General features: G+C 67.5%; 10 protein-coding genes and 1 pseudogene. 6 read left to right on the top strand and 5 right to left on the bottom strand.

Annotated features, from left to right (window positions below):
* Positions 1–29: 29 nt before the first annotated feature.
* Entirely contained in the window at positions 30–2,822 is a 2,793-nt protein-coding gene (locus tag ABDJ85_RS01785; RefSeq protein ID WP_347703007.1) for a transporter substrate-binding domain-containing protein, read from the bottom strand.
* Positions 2,823–2,997: 175 nt separating this feature from the next.
* Here ABDJ85_RS01785 and ABDJ85_RS01780 point away from each other — a divergent pair, with 175 nt between their 5' ends.
* On the top strand, positions 2,998–4,584 hold the full coding sequence (locus ABDJ85_RS01780; protein ID WP_347703006.1) for a glycoside hydrolase family 43 protein: 1,587 nt from the start codon (positions 2,998–3,000) through the stop codon (positions 4,582–4,584).
* Here ABDJ85_RS01780 and ABDJ85_RS01775 read toward each other — a convergent pair whose 3' ends face one another.
* Positions 4,585–6,975 carry a glycoside hydrolase family 95 protein gene (locus ABDJ85_RS01775; protein WP_347703005.1) on the bottom strand — a complete coding sequence of 797 codons (2,391 nt, stop codon included), beginning with the start codon at positions 6,973–6,975 and terminating at the stop codon, positions 4,585–4,587. It lies immediately after the preceding gene.
* 229 nt (positions 6,976–7,204) lie between these two features.
* Here ABDJ85_RS01775 and ABDJ85_RS01770 point away from each other — a divergent pair, with 229 nt between their 5' ends.
* Both ABDJ85_RS01770 and ABDJ85_RS01765 read left to right on the top strand, forming a co-directional pair.
* Entirely contained in the window at positions 7,205–9,847 is a 2,643-nt protein-coding gene (locus ABDJ85_RS01770) for a glycoside hydrolase family 3 C-terminal domain-containing protein (protein ID WP_347703004.1), read from the top strand.
* Between the two features lie 29 nt (positions 9,848–9,876).
* Positions 9,877–10,827: an alpha/beta hydrolase gene (locus ABDJ85_RS01765; RefSeq protein WP_347703003.1), complete on the top strand. Its 951-nt coding sequence runs from the start codon at positions 9,877–9,879 to the stop codon at positions 10,825–10,827.
* 620 nt (positions 10,828–11,447) lie between these two features.
* Here ABDJ85_RS01765 and ABDJ85_RS01760 read toward each other — a convergent pair.
* Positions 11,448–11,606 (bottom strand): annotated as a pseudogene (locus ABDJ85_RS01760) (aminotransferase class I/II-fold pyridoxal phosphate-dependent enzyme); the annotation flags it as partial.
* A gap of 113 nt (positions 11,607–11,719) precedes the next feature.
* On the opposite strand from ABDJ85_RS01760, the gene ABDJ85_RS01755 reads away from it, so the two are divergent.
* On the top strand, positions 11,720–12,304 hold the full coding sequence (locus ABDJ85_RS01755; protein ID WP_347703002.1) for an ECF-type sigma factor: 585 nt from the start codon (positions 11,720–11,722) through the stop codon (positions 12,302–12,304).
* 82 nt (positions 12,305–12,386) lie between these two features.
* Positions 12,387–15,362, top strand: coding sequence for a serine/threonine-protein kinase (locus tag ABDJ85_RS01750; protein WP_347703001.1), 2,976 nt, complete (start codon positions 12,387–12,389; stop codon positions 15,360–15,362).
* A gap of 136 nt (positions 15,363–15,498) precedes the next feature.
* On the opposite strand, the gene ABDJ85_RS01745 is transcribed toward ABDJ85_RS01750, so the two are convergent.
* A complete protein-coding gene (locus ABDJ85_RS01745) occupies positions 15,499–17,469 on the bottom strand; it encodes a PEP-CTERM sorting domain-containing protein (RefSeq protein ID WP_347703000.1) in 1,971 nt (656 codons plus the stop codon).
* Between the two features lie 428 nt (positions 17,470–17,897).
* Positions 17,898–19,091 (bottom strand): amino acid aminotransferase, encoded by a 1,194-nt coding sequence (locus ABDJ85_RS01740; RefSeq protein ID WP_347702999.1) that lies wholly within the window; start codon positions 19,089–19,091, stop codon positions 17,898–17,900.
* Positions 19,092–19,385: 294 nt separating this feature from the next.
* Between ABDJ85_RS01740 and corA the strand changes: the two genes are divergently transcribed.
* Positions 19,386–20,375 carry a magnesium/cobalt transporter CorA gene (corA, locus tag ABDJ85_RS01735; RefSeq protein ID WP_347702998.1) on the top strand — a complete coding sequence of 330 codons (990 nt, stop codon included), beginning with the start codon at positions 19,386–19,388 and terminating at the stop codon, positions 20,373–20,375.
* Positions 20,376–20,396 lie beyond the last annotated feature (21 nt).

Raw genomic sequence — 20,396 nt, 5'->3', positions numbered from 1 at the left:
GCGGGCCTGGATTTCTGCCGCCCACGCTCCTAGGACTTGTCCGCCTGCGCCTGCGCCAGCACGCGGCTCACAAAGGTCGGCACGTCGAACTCCTTAGCGACCACCGAGCGGGCGCCCAGGCCCAGCAGGGCCACGCGACGCTCCTCGTCGATCTGGGCCGTCATGCAGTAGACCGGCGGCAGCACGGTGCCGGGGCGCGTCTGCGCATTGAGCTGGCGCAGCAGCTCCTCGGCCGAGCCGTCGGCCAGGTTGACGTCGCTCAGCACCAGGTCAAAGGCGGGCACGGTGTCGCCGAGGCCCGCCACCGAGGCGGCCAGCAAATCGCGCGCGCCCGTCACGGTCTCGGACAGCGTGACACCCACGCCTTGGCTCTCGAAGGCCTGCTGCAGCACCAGCGCGTAGACGGGCGAGTCCTCCACCACCAGCGCGCGGCGGATCTGCCCATCGGGCCGCGCCTCGGCCTGCGCGGCCTCAACCGCCAGGTGCAGCGCAAAGGTGCTGCCGCGCCCCGCCTGGCTGTCCACGCTGAGATCGCCGCCCAGTGCGGCAGCCAGGTCGCGGCACAGGTGCAGCCCAAGGCCGCTGCCGGGCCGGTCGCCCTCGCCCGCCGCATAGCGCTGGAAGAGCCGCTGGCGGGCCGCATCGGTCAGGCCCGGGCCCTGGTCCACCACTTCAAGTGACAGCAGCCGCCAGTCGGGCCGGCCTTGGGGGTCGGCCTCCATCGAGGCGCGCAGCAGCACCTCGCCCTGCTGGCTGAACTTGAGCGCATTGACCAGCAGGTTGCGCACGATCTGCTGCAGGCGCAGCGCGTCGATGCGCCACCAGCCCTGCATCGAGGTGGCGGGCTCGAAGCGCAGGCCCAGGCCCTTGGCGGCGGCCATGGGCAGCAGCTCGTCAATCAGCGCGCGCAGCACCCGCTCCAGCGCCTCGGGGCGCAGGTCGAGCGTGAGCTGGCCGGCATGCAGGCGGTGGCGGTCGAGCAGGCCATCGAGCAGGCTCAGCGTGCCGCGTGTGGAGCGCTGCAGCGCGTCGAGCAGCGGGCGCTGCTTTTGCAGCACGGCGATCTCGGGCGCGCTGGCCTGGGCCGGTGGCGAGGCCAGCAGCGTGGCCGCGCCGCTGACGCCCTGCAGCGAGTTGCGCACCTCGTGCGCGAGGAAGGCCAGGTAGTGCTCGCTCTGCGCCTTGGCCTCGCGGGTGCGCCCGATCTCGCGGCGCAACCGGCGCGAATGCAGCCACCAGGCCGTGCCCAGCAGCGTGAGCAGGCCGGCGGCCGCCAGCAGCCAGGGCAGGATGCGGTCCCAGTCCAGCCGGGGGGCAGACTCGGCGGCGCTCCAGGCAGCCTCGATGGCGGGCATCTCTTCCTCCAGCACCACATTGAGCGCATCACGCAGCAAGGGCGCCAGCGGCGCGCGTGCCCGGCTCAGGCCCAGGTTGTGCTCGTCGTAGAGGCCGGCCACCGTGCCGGTGATCTGGATCTCGCCGGTGGACTTGCGCCCCAGGCGCTCGTAGGTGCCCTGCAGGCCGTAGATCAGCGCGTTGACGCGCCCGCCCTGCAACTGCGCGCCGCAGTCCTCGAAGTCGCGGCACTCGACGAGTTGCAGCGTCGGCCATTGCGCCTGCAGGTAGGGGATGGCGAAATAGCCCTTGATCACGCCCACGCGCTGCTCGGTCAGCTGCGCCAGGCCCCAGATTGGGTACTGGCGCCGGCTCACGATCACCAGCGGGTGCGAGCGGTAGGGCCCCACGAAGCTGATGTACTCGCGCCGCGCTGCAATGTCGGTCAGGCCCAGCATCACGTCGACGCGGCCCTCGCGCAGCGCGGTCAGGCCGTCGTCGAGCGTCATCGGCACGAAGGTCTCGATGCTGAGGCCCGCCACGTCGGCCACGCGCTTCATCATGCGGATGCCGATGCCGTCGGCGCTGCCGTCTTCCTGGCGGATCGAGTAGGGCCGGTCGCCGGACAGATAGGCCACGCGCAGGGCAGACACGCCCTCGGGCGCGCGGCCGGGGCGGGCCTGGCGGCCGTCGCGCGGCAGCCAGCGCGCCTGCAGCACCCCGAGCTTGCCGCGCTCGATGCGCGCCAGCGCGGCGTCCAGCTGGGTGGCCAGGGCCTCATCGGCCTGCGAGGTGGCCAGGCGCATATAGCCCTGTGGGTAGCCATAGCTGCGCAGCACGGCCAGCGGCACGGTGGAGGGCCGCTCGGCAATCAGCGCGCGCAGGGCGGGCAAGGCCTCCAGCACGAAGTCGGCCTCGCCCTGGGCCACGGCGGCCAGCGCGGCCTCCAGCGTGGGGTAGCTCAGGCGCGTGGCGTCGGGGAAGCGCTCGCTGGCGATGGTCTCGCTGGCAAAGCCGGCAATCACCGCCAGGCGGCGACCCGACAGGTCGGGCGTGGCCGGCACCGAGGTGACCTGGGCGGGGCCCACGATGCCCTGCTGCACGGCCGCATAAGGCCGCGTGAAGCGCATCAGCCGCGAGCGGCTGGCCGTCTGGGCCACGGCGGTGATGACGCGCACCTCGCCGCGCTGCAATGCCGCCTGCAGGGCCGCAAAGGTCTCGTAGCGCCGCCAGGCAAAGCTCAGGCCCGTGGTGGCCGAGATCTCGGCCATCAGCTCGGCATCAAAGCCCTCGGGCGCCTGGCCGCTGGGCGCGTTCTCGTAAAAGGGCGGGAAGCGCCCCAGCACCCCGACCGCGATGCGCTGCCCGGCCATCGGGCTGGCTGCGCGGCTGGCCGGCGCGGGAGCCGTGTCGGCCGCCCAGGCTGCCGCAAAGACTCCCAGGCACAAGCACAGGGCGATGGCCCAGCCGCGCAGACTCCTCGTCATCCAATCCCCCTCGTCAGAGGGGTCAAAGATAACCCTAGCGCTGTCAGGGTGGCAATGAAGATTCAAGGGACTCGGCCGCCCCTGTGTGCCGGTATGGCGCGCCTGCCAAGAATTCATCGCTCGGCGCGGGCGGATCGCTTTCAATATCGGCCCCGCTGCTTGCATCGCGCCCGCCATGCCGACCTTGATCTCTCGCTCCCACCGCGCCTTGTTGGCCCTGCTGCTCGGCCTTGCATGCTCCTGGGCCACGGCCTGGCAGTCTGACCAAGGCGATGGCACCTACGCCAACCCGGTGTTCTGGGCCGACTACCCGGACCCCGACGTCATCCGCGTCGGCGAGGACTTCTACTTCGCCACCAGCACGTTTGCCGGCTCGCCGGGCATGCGCATCCTGCACTCGCGCGACCTGATCAACTGGACGATTGCAGGCTATGTGCTGCCGCGCCTGACCGGCTCGCCCGCTTTTGACCTGCAGGGCCGGGGCGCGAATCCGGGCGTCTATCGGCGCGGCATCTACGCGCCCAGCCTGCGCCACCACCAGGGCCACTTCTACCTGGTCGTCACGCCCGTGGGCCTGAACACGCGGCTGTGCAAGGCGGCCCAGGTGCAGGGCCCGTGGGACTGCCACGAGCTGGACCGCGAGGCCTTCGACCCCGGGCTCTTCTTCGACACCGACGGCAAGGCCTATGTGGTGACCAGCGCCAGCACCGACGGCACCATCACCCTGCTCAGCCTGAGCGAGGACCTCAAGCGTGTGACCAACGCCCGCAAGATCCACTACATCAAGGGCGGCGAAGGCGTGCACGTGCTCAAGCGCGACGGCCTCTACTACCTCTTCAACGCCGTGCCGTGGCGGCTGGGCATGAGCATCTCGCGCTCCCGCTCGCTCGACGGCCCGTGGGAGACCATCGAGAGCATCAACACCGCCGAGACCGGCGGCCACCAGGGCGCCATCGTCGAGCTGGCCGACGGCCGCTGGTGGGGCTTTGTGATGCAGGACAAGCCCGCCATCGGCCGTGTCACCCACATGAGCCCCATTTTCTGGAAAGACGGCTGGCCCATCTGGGGCACGCCCGAGGCCCCGGGCCGTGTACCGGCCCGCGCCACCAAGCCCATCCAGGGCCAGCCGCTGGCCCAGCCCGCGACGAGCGACGAGTTCAGCGAGCCTCAGCTTGGCCTGCAGTGGATGTGGAACCACAACCCCGTGGACAGCGCCTGGTCGCTGCGCGAGCGGCCCGGCCATTTGCGCCTGCGCGCGCTGCCGGCGGCGGACTTCTGGCACGCCCGCAACACGCTCACGCAAAAGAGCCAGGGGCCCGTCAGTCACGTTGAAATCTCGATGGACGTGTCGCGCCTCGCCGTGGGCGACCAATGCGGCCTCGGCACCCTGGGCCGCTACAACGGCCAGCTCTACGCCACGCGCGACGCCGGCGGGCAGCTGTCCCTGAACTGGCGCTTGATCACCGACCAAGGCGACAAGGACCCGCAGACCGTGCAGGACGGCCCGCGTGTGCCCATCAGCACCGAGCGCATCGAGCTGCGCATGGACCTTGACTACGTCACCACCAACCGCGCCCGGCTGTCGTGGCGTGCGGCAGGGCAGGCCACATGGCAAGCGGTGGGCGAGCCCTTCGATCTGAGGTTCGACTGGCGCACCGGCACCTTCCAGGGTCCGCAGGTGGCGATGTTCTGCTTCCACACCGGGGAGCAAGCCGCCGGCTACGTGGACATCGACTGGTTCCGCTTCAGCGACAAACCCTGATCAAGCGGTGATCAGCTGATCACCCCGCCGCTCCAGCACCGCCACCTGGCCGGGCTGGAGCTTGAGCGTGGCCTGGCCACCGGCCCAGCGCAGCTCGCAGCGCTCGGCGCAGCCCTCTTTGCGGGCCTGCACGCGCAGGCGCTGCACGGCACCGCCGGCCCAGTCCATGTCCAGCACAAAGCCGCCGCGCGCGGCCAGGCCTTGCACGCGGCCGGTGGGCCAGGCCGAGGGCAGGGCGGGCAGCAGCTCGACGCGGCCGCGGTGGCTTTGCACCAGCATCTCGACGATGCCCGAGGCGCCGCCGAAGTTGCCGTCGATCTGGAAGGGCGGGTGCGCGTCAAACAGGTTGGGGTAGCTGCGCTCGGGTTGCAGCAGCAGGGCCAGCACCTCGTGAGCGTGGTTGCCGTCCTTGAGACGGGCCCAGAGGTTGATGCGCCAGCCAATGCCCCAGCCGGTGGCGTCGTCGCCGCGCCGCGTCAGCGCATTGCGCGCGGCGGCAAAGAGGGCGGGCGTTTCCTCGGGCGTGATCTGGTCAGACGGGAACAGCGCGTACAGGTGCGAGACGTGGCGGTGGTGGATCTCGGGGGCGCGCAGGTCCCAGTCCTCCTGCCACTCCTGCAACTGGCCGCTGCTGCCCACGCGGTCGGGCGGCAGCTGCTCGCGCGTGGCCAGGCATTGGCGGGCGAAGTCGGCATCAGTCTTCAGCGTGCGGGCCGCCTCGGCGGTGTGGGCAAAGAGGTCGCGCAGCAGCTGGTTGTCGCAGGCCGGGCCGGCGCACAGCGAGCTGCCAAAGGGGTGGGCGTTCTCGGGCGAGAGGCTGGGGCAGGTGACGAGCTTGCCGCTCTTGGGGTCGCGCACGAGGGTCGCCAGCTGGAACTCGGCGGCGCCCTTCATCAGCGGGTAGATGCGGCGCAGGAAGGCCACGTCGCGCCGGTACAGCCAGGCCTCCCAGAGGTTTTGCAGCAGCCACACGCCGCCCATCGGCCATAGGCCCCAGAAGGAGCCGTCGGTGGGCGTGGCCACGCGCCACACGTCGGTGTTGTGGAAGGCCACCCAGCCCGGAGCGCCGTACGCCTCGCGCGCCACGCGTTGGCCGGTCTGCGCCAGGTCTTCGACGAGGCAGACCAGGGGCTCCAGGGTCTCGCCCAGCTGGCAGGCCTCGGCCGGCCAGTAGTTCATCTGGGCGTTGATGTTGATGGTCCACTTGCTCTGCCACGGCGGGTTGGTGCGCTCGTTCCACAAGCCCTGCAAGTTGGCTGGGTGGCGCGTGCCGGCGCGTGAACTGGCCAGCAGCAGGTAGCGACCGTAGTCCACATAAAGGGCGGCGAGGCCGGGGTCCTTGCCCTCGGTGGAGCGGGCGATGCGCTCGTCAGTCGGCAGCGCGGCGTTGGGGCCTTGGCCGAGGTCGAGGCTGAAACGCTCGAACAGCGCGCGGTGCGCGGCCTGGTGGGCCGCGCGCAGCTCTGCTTCAGTTCGCCCAGCCAGCTTGGCAAGCACTGCGCGGTTGGCGGCAGTGGGGTCGCCCGAGACGTCGTCATAGCGCTTGTAGCCGGTGGCGCCGGCAATCAGGAGCAGTACTTCGTCCGCGCCCTCGACCGCGAGGCCGCCGCGCTCCGAGCGCAGCCGGCCGCCGGTGGCGCGCACCTGCACGCGGCATTCAAAGGGCAGACGGCCGCTGATCTCGCCCTGGTCCGGGCTGCGGCCGGTGACGACCAGGGTGTGGCCGTCCTCGATCTGCACCTGCTGCTGGTGCGGCGCGCTCAGCTGCAGCACCACGTGCAGGGCCTTGGCTCGCGTGCTGGACAGGCGGACCACGATCACATCGTCCACCGCCGAGGCATAGACCTCGCGCGTCCAGGTGCTCGGGCGGCCAAAGTCTTTGGTTGTGAAGCTCGTGCTCGCCACCGCCCCGGCCAGGTCCAGGCTGCGCTCGTAGCCCGCCGCGTTTTCCAGCCCCGGGAAGTGCAGCGACAGCTCGGCCAGCGGCTGGTAGGCCATCTGCCCGCCGGGCTTGGGGATGAAGGTCTCGTCGGCCAGCTTCTGGGCCTCCGCGTACTGGCCGGCAAAGATCAGCTGCCGGATCTTGGGCAGAGCCTCGCGCGCCTTGGGCAGTGGCGGCGCATAGGGGCCGCCGGCAAAGAAGCTGTTCTCGTTGAGCTGCAGGCGCTCGGTCGAGATGCCGCCAAACACCATGGCGCCCAGGCGCCCATTGCCCACTGGCAGGGCCTGCACCCATTCATCGGCCGGGCGGCGGTACCAGAGGCGCTGCGTGCCGGCGGCGGGCGCCGGACTGGTTGCTGCCAGCGTGGTCAGCGGCGCGCAGGTCAGGGCGGTGGTGGACATCAGGCTTTGCTGGAGCCAGCGGCGGCGGTCGGAGCGGGGTGTGGACATGGGCGTGCGCCATCAAGGCGTTCGAATGACAGGTGAACGGCAGGCCGGACTATGGCGCTTCGGGCGCAGTTTTTTGCGCGCTGCAAACGGTTCGGATCGATAACTTCTTTTCATCCTTGCCCGTGGATGAACGAATGGATTGCCTGCATGGCGTGGCAGACACTAGCGCCCCGACCTGGGGCTGCCTCAGCCTGTGCTGATGGGCCCCTTTTCCTTGTCTGGAGCATCGATGACCACCCGTTTCAAGCTCGCCGCCGCTGGTGCCTTGGTATTGCAACTGCAGAGCGGGGCCGCCCTCGCGCAGATCCCCGTCGTCTCGGGCGCCGAGTCGCGCGCCCGTGCCATCGTGTCGCAGCTGACGCTCGACGAAAAGGTGGACCAGCTGCTCAACGGCGCGCCGGCCATCCCGCGCCTCAAGATCCCCGCCTACAACTGGTGGACCGAGTCCCTGCACGGCGCCTTCGGCCCCGGCGCGACGACCAACTTCCCCCAGCCCGTGGGCCTGGCCGCGAGCTTCAACGACAAGCTGATGCTCGATGTCGCCTCCAGCATCAGCACCGAGGTGCGCGCGGTCTATGTGCTGGAGCGCGCCAAGCCCACCTTCAACAAGATTGGCGGCGCGCTGAACACCTGGTCGCCCAATATCAACATCTTCCGCGACCCGCGCTGGGGCCGTGGCCAGGAGACCTATGGTGAAGACCCCTTCCTGACCGCACAGCTGGGCAAGGCCTTCGTGAGCGGCATGCAGGGCCCCAACCCCGACCTGCCCCATGTGATCGCCAGCCCCAAGCACTTTGCGGTGCACAGCGGCCCCGAGTCCACGCGCCACCATGCCGACGTCTGGGTCTCGATGCAGGACCTGGAGGACACCTACCTGCCTGCCTTCCGCGCCACCATCGTGGACGCCAAGGCTGGCTCCATCATGTGCGCCTACAACCGCATCAATGGTGAGCCCGCTTGCGCCAGCAACCTGCTGATGGTGCAGACCCTGCGCAAGGACTGGAAGTTCGACGGCTATGTGGTCTCCGACTGCGACGCCGTGACCGACATCCACGCCCAGCACAAGTACGCGGTGGACGCACCCGCTGGCGCCGCTGCCGCGATCAAGGCCGGCATGGACAACGAGTGCAATGGCGCCACGCTCGGCAACGTGCCGGGCCTGGGCGAGCGCTACAAGCAGGCGCTGGCCCGCGGCTACATCAGCCAGGCCGAGATCGACACCGCGCTGGTGCGCCTGTTCTCGGCCCGCTTGCGCAATGGCGACCTGCCGGGCTTGCTGCCGCAAGAGCGCGCATTCCCGGCTGCCGAGGCCATCAACTCGGCTCCGCACCGCCAGCTTGCGCTGCGCTCGGCGGTCGAGAGCCTGGTGCTGCTCAAGAACGACGGCGCGCTGCCGCTCAAGGCCGGCACACGCATCGCCGTGGTGGGCCCGCTCGCTGATGCCCGCCGCGTGATGCGCGGCAACTACTCGTCCGCCACCACCGGCCCCACCGCCACCATCGCCGAGGCCCTGCGCGCGCAGTTCTCTGCCGGCCAGGTGAACCTGGTGCCCTTCGGCCCCTCCATCACCGACGGCGACCCGGTGCCCGCCAGCGCCTTCGTCGCGCCCGATGGCAAGCCGGGTCTGCAGGCCAGCTACTTCAACCTCGAAGCCGGTTCGCCCACCAAACCGGGCCAGCGCCGCTTCCAGGCCAAGGCCTTTGCCTCGCACAGCGTCAAGCAGCTTGAAGCCCACGCCAAGGACTTCGCCGGTGCTGGCGACGTGACCCGCGTGCTCTGGACCGGCTCCTTCGTCGCGCCCGAGACCGGCAGCTACCGCCTGGGCCTGGCCGGCATCAAGGGCCAGATCACCGTGGGTGGCAAACCCGTCGTGCTGGCCAAGCGCCCCACGCACTGGGCCGAGCCCGTGGCCCTGACCCAGGTGGACCTGAAGCAGGGCGAGCGCTATGCGCTGCAGTTCGAGACCGAGTCCGGCGTCTCGCAGCCGCCCGGCATGGTCTGGAAGCGCGTCTCGCGCGACCCGCTGGGCGAGATGCGTGCCGCTGCTGCCAAGGCCGACGTGCTGGTGGCCGTGGTGGGCCTGACCTCCGACCTCGAGGGCGAGGAGATGCCCGTCAAGGTCGAAGGCTTCAGCGGCGGTGACCGCACCTCCATCGACCTGCCGCGCGACCAGCGCGAGTACTTGGCCGAGGCCGCCAAGCTGGGCAAGCCGCTGGTTGTCATCAACCTCAGCGGCAGCGCGATCGACCTCTCCTGGGCCAAGGCCAATGCCGCCGCCCTGGTGCAGGCCTGGTACCCCGGCGAAGGCGGTGGCCCGGCCATCGCCCAGGTGCTGGCCGGCACGGCCAACCCGGCTGGCCGCCTGCCCGTCACCTTCTACAAGGGTGTGGCCGACCTGCCGCCCTTTGACAACTACGACATGCAGGGCCGCACCTACCGCTTCTACAAGGGCGAGCCGGTCTATGGCTTTGGCTATGGCCTGAGCTACTCCAGCTTCCGCTACGAAGCGCCCAAGGTCGAGGTGCAGGAAGGCCGTGACGACACCAGCCTTGTGGTGCGCACCGCCATCACCAACACCAGCAGCCGCGATGGCGACGAAGTGGCCCAGCTCTACCTGACGCCGCCCACGTTTGAAGGCGCCCCGCGCCTGGCCCTGCGTGGCTTTGAGCGCCTGCACCTCAAGGCCGGTGAGCGCCGTGAAGTGAGCTTCCGCCTCAGCGCGCGCGACATCAGCTTTGTCGCCCGTGACGGCGTGCGCCAGGTCATGCCCGGCAGCTACCGCCTGAGCGTGGGTGGCGGCCAACCGGGCTCCGGCCTGCCGGCTGAATCGGCCAGCTTCTCGCTCGCGCGCCAGGTCGTCTTGCCGCGCTGATCCTTTCACCTCAACCCCAGGACCTTGCCATGCTGCAACTCCGTCGCTCCTTTGTCCGCGCTGCCCTCTCGGTGGCCGGCCTGTTCGCCATCGCTCCTGCCTTTGCGCAAGACGGCACCATCTACCCGCTCGACGCCATCCCCGAGCCCAACGCCATCAAGCTGAACACCGGCGGCGTGAAAGACCAGCCCGCCAAGGAAGGCTGGTTCCGCCAGTGGGGCGAGCCCATGGTGCACAACGTCACCACCGCCACGCTCACGCCCTTCCTGCCCGAGCCGGGCAAGGCCACAGGCGCGGCCGTGCTCGTGGCACCGGGCGGTGGCTTTCGCTGGCTGTCCATCAACAACGAAGGCTGGAAGGTGGCCAAGGCCCTGGCCGACCGCGGTGTGGCGGCCTTCGTCCTCAAGTACCGCCTCATCCCCACGCCTGACAACATCCCCGGCCTGACCGCGTCGATGAACAACATGTTCGCCGCCGTGGGCGCCGGCTCGCCCGCCAGCGCCCCGCCCGCGCGGCCGCCCGCCTTCAGTCTGGACAACCAGCTGCAGGACGCCGAAGCCGCCTACGCCTTGATCGTCTCGCGCGCCAAGGAGTGGGGCGTGGACACCTCACGCATCGGCATGATGGGCTTCTCGGCCGGCGCCGGGCTGACCATGCACAGCACGCTGAACTCCAAGACCATGAAGCTCGCCTTCATCGCCCCCATCTACGGCGGCATGGGTCCGGTTGAGGTGCCCAAGGACGCACCCGCAATGTTCACCGCCATCGCCACCAACGACTTCCTCTTCAAGGGTCAGTTCGGCGTGGTCAAGAGCTGGTTCGAGGCCGGCCGCCCGGTCGAGTTCCACCTCTACCAAAACGGCGGCCACGGCTTTGGCATGGGCTACCCGGGCAACACGGCCAACGGCTGGTTCCCGGTCTTCATGCACTGGATGGACGTGAACGGCTGGCTCAAGCCTGCTGTGGCGGCCGCCAAGTAAACGTCGGGCGCGTCAGGCGCTTCAGGCGAGAGGGTGGGTTTGGGGCGCGGCTGCTGCCGGGTCCCGCCCCGGCGGGCGGGTAACTTTCTTCTGCGGCGCCAGAAGAAAGTCACCAAAGAAGAGGCGCTGAATGCAATCCGCATTCCGCTGAAAAGCCCGCTCGCGTTGCTCGGGCCGTGCACTGCATCGAAGCGAGCCGCTGCGCTCTCGCGTCCGGCCTGTCACGAGCGTCAAGGCTTCGACCTCTTGGCCGCTTAAGGCGCGGCTGCACGCCGACGCCTGAGAGATATCCCAAAGGGGCGTCGCCCGAGCGACGCGGCTGTTGGTGGTGAGCCCGGCGTTCAGCCGCGCGTCGAACGGCCCACTGATGCGATCAATCGGGCTGGCGACAAGTCCGATGCGAGAGCGCAGCGGCTCGCCTCTCTCGCATTTCGAACTGCCAAACGCAAGTCGGCCTCTGAAGTGGAGGAAGCGCCTCTCTTTTGGTGACTTTTCTCTGGCAAGACAGAGAAAAGTTACCCCGCCGCCGGGCGGGACTCCCGGCATGGGCCTCGCCAAAAAGCCACTGCGACGAAAGCCCCCCGGGCACCGCTGCCGGCAGCAGCAACAGCCCCACAGGCCATCACCGCCGCAAAAGCCTCCGCCGTCGCATTCCCATTGCGGCTGTTGAGCCCGGCCACGCAGATGCGGCCCGAGCGCAGGATGTAGACGCCGAACTCATCCTTCAGCCGGTCCGCCTGCGCGGCCGGCAGGCCCGCGTAGCTGAACATGCAGCGCTGGAACTGCTGGACTGGCACCGGCTGATGCGGCGCCGTCGCTTGACCGATGTTGGGAAAAAGTCACCCTCGCACGAGGGAGTGACATCGAAATTGGCGGCTGGCAGCCTTGGATGATGTCCGAGCTATCTACCCCGTCTGCGCCGCCAACTGCACTTGGGGAGCTCATCCAGCGGGTCAATGCCAACGAGCCGGGCGCCCAAGAGGCGCTGTTCAGCGCGGCCTATCCCGAACTTCGGAAGCTGGCGCACTCGCGCTTGTTCGACGGCGGCCGCAGTACGGTGATGAATACGACGGCCTTGGTTCACGAGTCCTACCTGCGCTTTATCAAAGGCGGACGCTTGTATAGCGAAGAGCGGCGCGCCTTCTTCGCCTATGCCTCTCAGGTGATGAGATCCGTCATCATTGACGCCGTTCGAGAAAGCCAGGCCCAGCGCAGAGGCGGTGGCCTCACGATGCTGACCCTGGACACCTCCAGGCCCGATAGCTTGCCCAGCGCCGAAGATGACTTGCTGCGCGTGCACGAGGCCCTACATGCCTTGGCCCAAGCCGAGCCACGACTCGCCAAGGTGGTGGAGATGCGCTACTTCGGTGGTTACAGCGAAACCGAAATCGGTGAAACCTTGGACCTGACCGAACGTACGGTGCGACGAGACTGGGAAAAGGCCCGGCTGTTGCTCAGTGCTTTGATGGAAATCTGATCGGCACGCTGCGCACCTATCGTGCGGGCCCATGCCTTGATGGCACTGCCTGCGGCGCGTTGGGCGCGGATCTGAACGGCGCATGCTTCGCCGGCAGCTTGAAAGCCGTTACCTGTCCATGTCGCTGAGCCCGTCCGAAATCACCACCCTGAGCAGCCTGCTTGATCAAGCACTGGCGCTGCCCGTCGAGCAACGCCAAGGGTGGCTCGACGCCCTCGACCCAGAGCACGAATCCCTCGCCCCTCAGTTGCGCAAGATGCTTGCGCTCGATGGCCGCGCAGAGGCTGACCCGTTCCTGCAGAGCCTGCCGCGGCTGCAACGCCACGAAGCCGTCGCCAGCGCCGGTGATGCCATCGGCCCTTATCGCCTGCTGCGCGAGATTGGCAGGGGCGGCATGGGCAGCGTGTGGCTGGCCGAGCGGACCGATGGCAGCTTCAAGCGCACCGTTGCGATCAAACTGCCGCGGCTGGCCTGGGATGAAGGTCTGGCCGGACGCATGGCGCGCGAACGTGACATTGGCGCACTGCTCGAACACCCGAGCATCGCGCGGCTCTACGACGCCGGCTTCGACCAACTTGGCCGACCTTACCTGGTGATGGAGTTCGTCGACGGCCTGCCCATCGACGCCTGGTGCGCGGCGCACCAGGTTTCGCTGCACGATCGACTGCGCCTGTTCGTGCAGGTGGTGCGTGCGGTGGCCTATGCGCACGGTCGGATGGTGGTGCACCGCGACCTGAAGCCTGCCAACGTGCTCGTGACCACCGGTGGCAGCGTGCGGCTGCTCGACTTCGGCATTTCCAAATTGCTGGACGACATCGGGCCCGCTCAGCCCGGACTGACGCTCGAACAAGGGCGCGCGCTGACGCCGGTTTACGCGTCGCCGGAGCAGATCGGCGGCCGGCCCGCCACCGTGCAAAGCGATGTCTACAGCCTGGGCGTGCTGCTGTATGAGCTGTTGACCGGCAGCCTGCCCTTCAAGCCGCAGCGCGAAACGCCGGGCGCCCTGGAGGCCGCGATCTTGGCCGGTGAGCGTGTGCCCGCCAGCCGCCGCGTGACCGACCGAGACACGGCACGCGCGCTGCGCGGCGACCTCGACGCCATCCTGGGCCGCGCCCTGCATGCTGAGCCCGAGCGCCGCTATGCCAGCGCCGATGCGCTGGCCCACGACATTGAGCGCTTCCTTGCAGGCGATGCCGTCGCCGCCCGTCCCGACAGCCTGGCCTACCGGCTGCGTATCGCCTTGCGCCGGCACCGGCTCGCCGCGATCGCGGGATCGCTGATCCTGCTCTCGCTGCTGGTCGGCGGTGGCCTGGCCGTGCGGCAATCGCAGCGGGCTGCCGCCGCCGCAGAGCGCGAGCAACTGGTGAAGTCCTTCGTCGGCGACATGCTGCGGGCATCACTCAGCACGCCACACGACGGCAGCGGAGCGCGCGGTGTCGTCCAGGGTTCGGTGGACAACGGCATGCGCCTCATCCAGACCCGCTTCGTCGGCCAGCCCGCGTTGCAGGCCGAGTTGCAGGGCACCGTCGGAGCCATTTACTCCAGCATGGGGGCGTACGCCTATGCGGCTGAGTACCGGCAACGCCGACTCGGCGCCCTGCGTGACAGCGGCGCCGGTGGCCCGGCCATGGCTGAGGCCGAGGCTCAGCTCGCCGAAGACCTGTTGCGTGCCGGCAAGTCGGCGCAGGCGGCCACCCATGCCGCTCAGGCAGTTGCCTTCGCCCAGGGACAGCCTGCGGCGCTCAACGATGCCCTCGCCTTGATGGCACGCGTGCACCTGGCGGACGGCAAGCCAGCTGAGGCCGCCAAGACGCTGGACCGACTTGAAGCGGGCTTGGCTGGCGTGCGCGAAGAGACCCTCGCGCTGGCCTGGCTGCGCGCGGGGCGTGCGCTGTGGCAGATCTCGCAGGCCGTTGGCGACGAAGGCGACCGACAGTTGGCCCAGGCCATCGAGATCGCCACGCGCCGCGAGGGGCCTACCTCGCTGGCGGCCATTGACATGCGCCTGGCGCTGGCCCGTGAGCGCGGCCGCCGCAACTTCGGCGATACCGAGGCGCAGCGCCAGTTCGCGGCCGCGCTGCAGGCGCTGGAGGCCCGTGGCGGGCCCGATGCCGTGCGTGCGGCGTATGAGCGCGCCCAGCTCTGGTGGCTGCTGCCGGGGAACAATCCCCACATGCCCTACGCGCAGGCGGTGGCCGAGCTGCGCAAAAGTCAGAGCGCCATCGACAACGCTGCGCTGCCCGTGCCGGCGCTGATGCGCGCCGAGATGGACTTCTTCCGGGGCCAGATTGAAGTCCAGTACGGCAACCTGGTCGAAGCCGAGCGTTGGCTGGGCGCCGGACGCGATCTGGTGCTGCAGGCCAACGAAGCGCCCGCGCCGCGCTTCAGGGCGTTGGGCTACCTGGCCACTCTGGCGAACGAAACCGGCCGCCCCGACGAAGCCGACGCACTGTGGCTCGAACGCCAGAAGCTCCGTGCGGCCATGGGGCAGCAGCGCCATCTCTACAGCGCTTACGACTTCGTTGGGCGCGCGGCCAACTTGACCATGGCGGGCCGGTTCGACGAAGCCGGCCGGGTGCTGGCCGAGGCGCCGCACTTCGAGGCCGCAGCCAGCGGCGCGGCCATGCCCAAGGCCGTGGCAGCGCTGCATTTCGCCGCCGCGAGGCTGCAGTTCGAACGAGGCCGGTTTGCGGCCGCGCGCGCCGCGATCGCAGACGTGCCGGTGACCGTGGACGCCGGGGATGGGGTGGGCAGCGGTGCCGTGTTACGCGCGCAACTGCAGTGCGCCGACGCGCAGACGGCGCGCGCCGGTTGGGCATCGCTGGAGAAAGAGATCCAGGCCGAGGCACCCGTGCGCTATGCCCATGCGCCCTACCTGGCCTGGCTGCGCGCGCAGTCGGGCCTGTGCGCCTTGTCCTTTGGTGACCGCGCCACGGCCATGCATCGGGGGGCCGAGGCCCGAGCGGCGTTCGTCGTCCAGCCGGGTGTTCACCCCTACCACAAGGCACCGCTGGAGCGGCTGGAGGCCGCCCTTCGGCAGACGCGCCCGCAGGGTTAAACCTCCCCGCCCGGCTGCGCCATTGAAGCTGGCCGATGACTCCAGCGCGTTGAACGGCAGGGCTCTGGCCGGCCAGACCCGAGTTATTCAAGCGAGCCGTGTACAAACAGGCGGGTATTGACGGCCCATGCAAGTATCAGTCGCGCTTGCGGCGCCTGAAAGCCAGCAGGCCCAAACCGGCCATCAACAGGGCATAGGCCTTGGGTTCGGGCACGGCGACGGCGACACCAATATCCATAATATGTAGCCCGTCTGCATCGGCAACAATAGTCGAATTGGCGTAGCCGTCGATCACCACAGAAAACAAATCTCCATAACTGCAGCTGCTGGCGTCAAGGCAGCCCAGAAAATCAAGACCCCGGACATTATCGGTCGTGACGCCAGCGCCCAGCACGAAATGGACGGCACCGTTCAGGAACGTATGATTTGCCGCGATCACATCGTGCGCTAATACGCCGTTTTTCTCTGCCACTTCCAGTACCAGTTGGCCGCCGAAAAGATTGAGGTCGCCATTGATGGTGAGCGTGCCTGGGCTATTTCCAGGAAATAGTTTTGGATCCGATGGATCCACCACCCCATTGTTGTCAAATACGTTAAGGGTGGCATTGATGGTGCCGGAACCCCAGAGCTCACCACCGTAAAGGGATACGTCCCCGCCAAATGTGTTCAATGTCCCGTTGACGATGAGCTTGCCACTGTATTGAGTGAAGCTCTTGGCGACGATGTTGGCATTTGTTTGGATGTCAAACGTCCCGCTGTTGTTGATTTTTCCTTGCACTTTCCCCGGGTCCAGTGGATCAGCCGAAGATGTGATTGAAGCTCCCGCCAGCAGCGTGAAGCTTCCAGTGTCCAAGTTTTGAATGGTGCCGTTGTTATGAATATTTCCACCATGCAGGACTCTGCCAGGATTGGAGAAGTCAGCACCGACTTGAATGGTGGTCTGACTACCAGCAGCAGTTTCAAAAGTCCCGGGAATCCAGTTGGTGAAAGCTCCGCCGCTCTGCACATTGATCTGGCTGCCCGAATCTGCAGTGAAGTGGCCAAAGTTCCCTAGATAGCCCGTGATATTGAGCGTGCCGCTTCCGCCACGTGAAGGCGTGGCAGTTCCGCTGAGCTTGGTCTCGCCCCAAAATATCGTTTGATTGACGTTAGGGCCAAGGGCTATGGTGTGTGTTCCGGAAAGCAGAACCGTGCCGCCAAAGAGGCCGCGAAATGCGGCTTCGGTATGAGTCCCGCCACCCAATTCGAGGGTGCCGCTTTCAGCCCATACTTCTCCCTGATTGTTGAGACGGCTTATGTAGCTGACGCCAGGAGAGCCCACTCGTTTGTAGAGCAATGCGCCAGCCTCATTGTTGAAGCTGAATATCTGCTGGGCAGGCGTCGGAGTGCCTGAGTAAACGTCATACGCGGTAGAGACGTCGATGCCGGTGTCACCAAATATGCTGTAAGTCGCACCAGACTTATTGTTGAACATTGCATTTTGCAGGTGCAATTCACCCTCTGGTGCTTGATAGAAATTGCCATAGTTGTTGAAGTTTGTTGTGCCTTGCGTCCCGCCGGCAGGATTTTGCTCGTAACCGCCCCGCATCGTGAATTTTCCAGAGATTTGGCCGCTCACGTTGAAATTTACTGTTTGGCCGGGGTTCGAGATTTTCTGGAAACTATTCCATGCGTTATCGGAAAATAGCCCGCCTCCGTATAGTTCTGCTGAGGCAATGTTCAGCGTATGGTCAGTGAAGGTTTGCGCCGCTAGGGGGCCGCCAAACAGCCATACAGTGGCGGCGGTCGAATTCCGCGCTCTATTCGTATCCCACCAGAATCCGGTCGAATCTGTCATCGTTAGACTTATGATGTCACGCACGGGATCTGCGGCGCCATAACCACCGAAGGGTATTAGCCCGGCGCCGTCATCCAGCACTACCGTGCCGGTGCCGATCGGGGTCCCGGCGTGTGCGGGTTGCAACCCCAAAGCACTGCTGGCCAGGGTGGCAGACGCCAGCACAAGCTGCTTCAGGCCAAGCCACGATGGCGTCGGAATTCGACTTGTGCCCGAGCGCGCGGCCGTATTGCCCGGCGGCGTGTCGATAAAAGGGCGAACTTCGATCATGCGGTACTCCTGATTAAGCGTAAGGACGGTTTTCTAAATGCTGTTGTGCTACTTGAGCCAAGGGTGGCCCAACTAGAAATTCAAGCAGTTGCATATCAAGGAGCAAGTCCGCCCTGTCGTGTCGGAGCCGGCGGAATGGCAACTACGCGCGTGAGCCGTGTTCAGTCCCTTCGATGCATCGGCGTTGATCGGCAGGCAGTTGATTGCCCTGCAGAGTCATTCCGCCGTACTTGTTCAGACGGGCTTCGCCGCCAGAATCGGACATCGAGAGGAAAACGCATGGCTGGCCCCGGGCCTGTCGCGGTGGGACGCGACAAATGTGGGCAGAGCGACGCCTGCGCGAGCTGGTCGCGGCGAACAGGCTTACGACATCGACGGCACAGCGGGCGGTGGGCCTTCGCGACCCAGTCCCCTAGCGTTAACAGGCCCTAGGCCATCACGGCCGCAAAAGCCTCCGCCGTCGCGTTCACATTGCGGCTGTTGAGCCCCGCCACGCAGATGCGGCCCGAGCGCAGGATGTAGACGCCGAACTCGTCCTTCAGCCGGTCCGCCTGCGCGGCCGAGAGGCCCGTGTAGCTGAACATGCCGCGCTGGGTCAGGAAGTAGTTGAAGTCGCGGCCCGGCAGGCGGGCCGACAGCACCTCAAACAGCTGGCGGCGCATGGCCTGGATGCGGGTGCGCATCTCGGCCACTTCGGCCTCCCACTGGGCGCGCAGGGCCGGGTCGCTCAGCACCCGGGCCACCAACTGGCCGCCGTGGTGCGGCGGGCTGGAGTAGTTGCGCCGCACCGTGGCCTTGAGCTGGCCCAGCACCCGGCCAGCCTGCTCGGCATCCGGGCACACCACCGACAGCGCCCCGCAGCGCTCGCCATAAAGGCTCATGCTCTTGGAGAAGCTGTTGGCCACGAAGAAGGCGAGCCCTGTGTCCGCCAGCAGGCGGATGGCAAACGCGTCTTGCTCGATGCCGTCGCCATAGCCCTGGTAGGCCAGGTCGAGGAAGGGGATTAGCCCCCGCTCCTGCAGCACCGGCGCAAGCAGCCGCCACTGGTCCTGCGTCAGGTCCACGCCCGTGGGGTTGTGGCAGCAGGCGTGCAGCAGCACCACGCTCTTGGCGGGCAGGCTGCGCAGGCGCGCCAGCATCTCGTCAAAGCGCAGGCCGCCGGTGGCGGCGTCGTAGTAGGGGTAGGTCTCGCAGGGCAGGCCGGCGCCTTCGAACACCGCGCGGTGGTTGTCCCAGGTCGGGTCTGACAAATAGACCGTGCTGCCCGGGAAGTAGCGCTTGATGAAGTCGGCGCCGACTTTGAGCCCGCCGCTGGAGCCCACGCCCTGGATGGTGGCCACGCGGCCGGCCTTGACGGCGCTGCTCTCGGCCCCAAACAGCAGGCCCTGCACGGCGCTGCGGAAGTTGGCCGCGCCTTCCATCGGCAAATAGGGCCGGGCGCCGGCCTCGGCCACCACGGCCAGCTCGGCGGCGCGCACCGAGGGCAGCATGGGGATGCGGCCTTCGTCGTCAAAGTAGATGCCGATCGAGAGGTTGATCTTGCCCGGCCGAGGGTCCTTCTGGAAGTTCTCGTTCAGGGTCAGGATGGGGTCGCCCGCATAGGGCTCGACGTGCTCAAACATGGACGGCTCCAGAGACGCTCGGCAGCAAGGGAGGCGGGATTATCCGGGCCTCATCGGTGGCTGCCCCGGCCGTGCTGCGATGCAATAATTCAGGCCTCGCCAATACCGGAGAAATCCTTGGACAGCAGTCACCCTCGGTGACCGTCCACTCCAGAGGCTGAGCCGCTTCAAGAAGCAGGCTCTGCGCCCCGGAGTGAGACGGGTTCCCCACCACAACCCCGCCACCCCGGACGGCGCCGCCGTCCTCCCTGCCCGCCCCACCCACTCCCCGCGGGGCGCTGCCGGAGACGATGCATGTTGAACGTATTCACGCTGGACAACGGCCGCTTGAAGGGCGGCCTGTTCCAGGAAGAAATCGAGTCTGCCGAAGAACTCGCCCAGGCCCGCCCCATCTGGGTCGACCTGGAGAGCCCCACCGCCGAAGAAAAAGGCTGGATCCGCGACCGCTTCGGGCTCACCATCCCCGAGAACATCGTGGACGAAGACCTCGAAGAGTCCGCCCGCTTCTACGAGGAGGACAACGGTGAGCTGCACATCCGCACCGACTTCCTCATCGAGGGCAACGACGACCCCGACGGCACCCCCGCCCACAACGTGCGCGTGGCCTTCATCCTCTTCAACAACGTCCTCTTTTCCATCCACAACGAGGACCTGCCCGTCTTCCGCCTGCTGCGCCTGCGCGCGCGGCGCATCCCGGCGCTGATCGAAGACGCCAAGGACGTGCTGCTCAAGCTCTACGACGCCGACGCCGAGTACTCCGCCGACGTGCTGGAGGGCATCTACGACAAGCTCGAAGCCGTCTCCACCCGCGTGCTCAAGAGCGAGGTCACCGACACCGAAGCCGGTGAAGTGCTGGCGGCCATCGCCCGCGAGGAAGACTTGAACGGCCGCATCCGCCGCAACGTGATGGACACGCGCCGCGCGGTCAGCTTCATGATGCGCAGCCGCATGCTCAACGCCGAGCAGTTCGAAGAGTCCCGCCAGATCCTGCGCGACATCGACTCCCTCGACTCGCACACCGCCTTCCTGTTCGACAAGATCAACTTCCTGATGGACGCCACCGTCGGCTTCATCAACATCAACCAGAACAAGATCATCAAGATCTTCTCGGTGGCCAGCGTCGCCCTGCTGCCCCCGACCCTGATCGCCAGCATCTACGGCATGAACTTCAAGCACATGCCCGAGCTGGACGCCGCCTGGGGCTACCCCTTTGCCCTGGTGCTGATGCTGGTCTCGGTGGCCGCGCCCTTCATCTACTTCCGGCGCAAGGGCTGGCTCAAGTAGGCAGAACAAGGGCGAGGCGCG

It is taken from the genome of Roseateles paludis, from assembly GCF_039872745.1.
Classification (GTDB): domain Bacteria; phylum Pseudomonadota; class Gammaproteobacteria; order Burkholderiales; family Burkholderiaceae_C; genus Pelomonas; species Pelomonas paludis.
The sequence above is the reverse complement of the archived record's forward strand: the minus strand, read 5'-3'. Positions and strand labels throughout refer to the sequence as shown.